This window comes from Burkholderia sp. Ac-20384 (assembly GCF_017104605.1).
Classification (GTDB): Bacteria; Pseudomonadota; Gammaproteobacteria; order Burkholderiales; family Burkholderiaceae; genus Burkholderia; species Burkholderia lata.
Genome location: NZ_JAAGPE010000564.1, coordinates 1 through 2,896, shown reverse-complemented (window position 1 = coordinate 2,896; position 2,896 = coordinate 1). Strand labels below are relative to the sequence as shown.

At 60.0% G+C, this 2,896-nt stretch carries 2 protein-coding genes and 2 pseudogenes; 2 read left to right on the top strand and 2 right to left on the bottom strand.

The window, feature by feature from the left end; all coding sequences use genetic code 11:
• A pseudogene (locus G3O00_RS41715) lies at nt 1-343 on the top strand (transposase); the annotation flags it as partial.
• Between the two features lie 6 nt (nt 344-349).
• Here G3O00_RS41715 and G3O00_RS43755 read toward each other — a convergent pair.
• Both G3O00_RS43755 and G3O00_RS41710 read right to left on the bottom strand, forming a co-directional pair.
• Nucleotides 350-597 (bottom strand): annotated as a pseudogene (locus tag G3O00_RS43755) (hypothetical protein); the annotation flags it as partial.
• A 71-nt stretch (nt 598-668) separates the two neighbouring features.
• Nucleotides 669-1,682 (bottom strand): hypothetical protein, encoded by a 1,014-nt coding sequence (locus G3O00_RS41710; protein ID WP_206146493.1) that lies wholly within the window; start codon nt 1,680-1,682, stop codon nt 669-671.
• A 516-nt stretch (nt 1,683-2,198) separates the two neighbouring features.
• Between G3O00_RS41710 and G3O00_RS44045 the strand changes: the two genes are divergently transcribed.
• Nucleotides 2,199-2,729 carry a transposase gene (locus tag G3O00_RS44045; RefSeq protein ID WP_346779031.1) on the top strand — a complete coding sequence of 177 codons (531 nt, stop codon included), beginning with the start codon at nt 2,199-2,201 and terminating at the stop codon, nt 2,727-2,729.
• The last annotated feature ends 167 nt before the right edge of the window (nt 2,730-2,896 follow it).

Genomic DNA, 2,896 nt, shown 5'->3' with positions numbered 1-2,896 from the left:
GATCCGCTATTTGGCGATGGACGAGTTTGCACTCCATAAAGGCCATCGGTATGCCACGGTGGTGGTCGATCCGATCGGCCGGCAGGTGCTCTGGATTGGATCGGGGCGCTCACGCGAGACGGCCCGCACCTTCTTCGAGCAGCTTCCTGAGGGTGTCGCCGAGCGCATCGAAGCAGTCGCGATCGACATGACCACGGCCTACGAGTTGGAAATCAAGGCGCAGTGTCCGCAGGCCGAGGTGGTCTACGACCTGTTCCACGTCGTGGCCAAGTACGGGCGCGAGGTGATCGATCGGGTACGTGTGGATCAGGCCAATCAGTTGCGCCATGACCGGCCGGCCCGCTCCCGGGCCATCGCCGAGCTTCGTCACCGCCGCACCGCCCATGCGAAACATCGACACGATGCCCACCTCGCCCGCAACATAGAGCGTGCCCGGTGCGGGATCGAACGCAAGCTCGTCCGGATCGCTGCCGACGTCGACCGACCGGACGAGCTGCATCGTGCGCAATCCAGCACGAGCAGCGTGTCGTTGGCTTCGCACGCGACGAACGCGAGACGTTGTCGCGGCTCGATGAGCAGTCCGTGGTTACCCCGCGCGCGCACTGGGCAAATCGATCCGCGTCAGGGCTATGAACAAGGTAAGCGCATCCCTTCGCATGCCGACGGTTTTAGGCGCCGCGCAGCGGCTTAGCTTGAGCCGACAAGAAGACAGGTGATTTTCCAGCGGAATTCTTCAGGAACTTCTCCGCATCATCAACTGAAAGATACATACTATTGCTGTCCCAGGCTCCATTCCTGACGAATCCGAAGCCTTTATAGACATCGTGCGAGTTGGAGAACTCAAGGAACTCTAGGTCAACCCGGCCTCGGCGACCCTCGTGTATTGAAACCTGCACTGCTTGCTCGATGGCTCTTCTACCCACACCTTTCGTACCGGGAAGCGACATGAGTCCGTGGATTTTGACGCCGCTGTCGCCAGGGGTGCCATCTGGCGGCACGGACAACGACATCATGCCCGCAGGTTTTCCGTCGATGTGGATGATGAAGTTCCTGTTTCCAACCATATGCTTGTCGAGTACCGTCAAGCACTGATTGATGCGGGTATTGTGGTCCTTGTCCGCACCGGACAGACGACTCATGAATCCCTTTTTCGTCTTGTACATTTCGGTCAACTGTAGCTTCATTTTCCCGATTTCCCTACCGAACTTGAATTCGTCACGTATCTCACTCGTTTCGGCCTTGGGTTGCTGCGACGCTGCTGCGACGGACGTTGATGCGACGCCATGGGAACCGACCTGGTTCATCGGCGCTTGCGCAAACCCGGCAAGCCTTGTTGGACGTTGAGTCAGGGGTGTCGGCTTGCCGCTATCGAAACTCGACACACTGCTCGATGGCGATGACATGCCACTGTGCGAGGAGTCGTTAAGCGAGAGCGTCGACGGGTTTGAGGAATACACAAAGCGAGTATCGCTATACGATGTCGGCCTCGAATAGACCGCTTGCGTCGGTAGCTTGCCTGGACGCAGCGAGTCGGGAATTACTGCTGGCCCCTGCCCCTCTGGATGTCTGTACCTGTCATAGCTTGCGGGCAGCGGCGGCAACGAAGTGTTGTGATGCGTCATCATCGGCGGGCTGGAATTACCCCCTAACGGTGACGGCAGGGAAGCGTTCGGACGCGTCATCGGTGATCGGGAATATCCCGCTGGGATCGCCGCCTGTTGACGAAACTGAGAAAACTGAGTTCCCAACTGTTTGGGCGGCTTCGGTGGCAACGGCGGCCGTGCAGTCTCGGCTTGCAGCGCGGACGGCTTCGGTGGCAACGGCGGCGGTGCACTCTCGGCTTGCAGCGTGGACGGCTTCGGTGGCAACGGCGGCCGTGCAGTCTCGGCTTGCAGCGCGGACGGCTTCGGTGGCAACGGCGGCCGTGCAGTCTCGGCTTGCAGCGCGGACGGCTTCGGTGGCAACGGCGGCCGTGCAGTCTCGGCTTGCGGTTTGGGCGGCCTCGGCGGTACCGGAGGGCTTTGTTGCCCCTGCGGCTTCGACAGTAACGGCATACGCATGGGAGAGCTTTGTTGCCCCTGCGACTGCGGCCTCGGCGGCAACGGCGGTGCATTCCCAAGCACACCGGAGGGCTGTCGTTGGGGAGGTTGTCTCACAGCGCTACGGCCGGCCTCGCCTTGCGGCGAGTGACTAGGTAAATGGCTAACCCCGCCGAAGCCGTTGATCCTAGACATTTGATTCTCCGAAAAAGCCAGCTGATCTGTGTGTCTCAGATCTTAAAAATGCCGACCAGTCGGTCCCGTCTCAGACGCGAAGAATCGCAAGCGAATCCGAAGCCAGATGCTCCTAGCGGGCGCTGTCACGTTGGCGGGGCAAGCCGAGAGTGCGCGGCCGCCGTTGCCGCCGAAGCCGTCCGAACCGCAAGCCGAGTACGCGATCACTTGCTTGATAGCGGGATCGTCTTCGCCGACGAGGCGACAGTGCAGGTGCTCAAGGAACCGGGAAGAACGCCGCAGACGAGAAGCTTTATGTGGGCGCAGATGAACGGCAGCGGGCCACCGGTGCGATTGTTCCGCTACGCGCCTGGGTGCGGCAAGCAACACTGGGCTGGCCTGTGGACCGGCATTCGCCGTGGTGCCGTGTTTGTGACCAACAGCTATGAGCCGTACAACGCGATCGCCAATGCGAACCTGACCATGTCTCGATTCCACGTACAGCAAGAAGTTTGATAACTTTTTGACTGTATGGAGAACAGAATGGCAGAGAACGTGTGACCTGCTCCCCGCGTTTAGTACGGTGACGGTGTAGAGTCCGTTCCAGAGAGGAACGGCAATGAAAAAGCGATTCACCGAAGAGCAAATCATCAGCATCTTGAAGGAAGCCGAGGCTGGCCTGA

What these genes read in the sequence shown, in the direction of transcription:
- G3O00_RS44045 (WP_346779031.1), top strand. Translation starts at nt 2,199, where the DNA reads ATGGCTAACCCCGCCGAAGCCGTTGATCCTAGACATTTGATTCTCCGA.
- G3O00_RS41710 (WP_206146493.1), bottom strand. Translation starts at nt 1,682, where the DNA reads ATGACGCGTCCGAACGCTTCCCTGCCGTCACCGTTAGGGGGTAATTCC.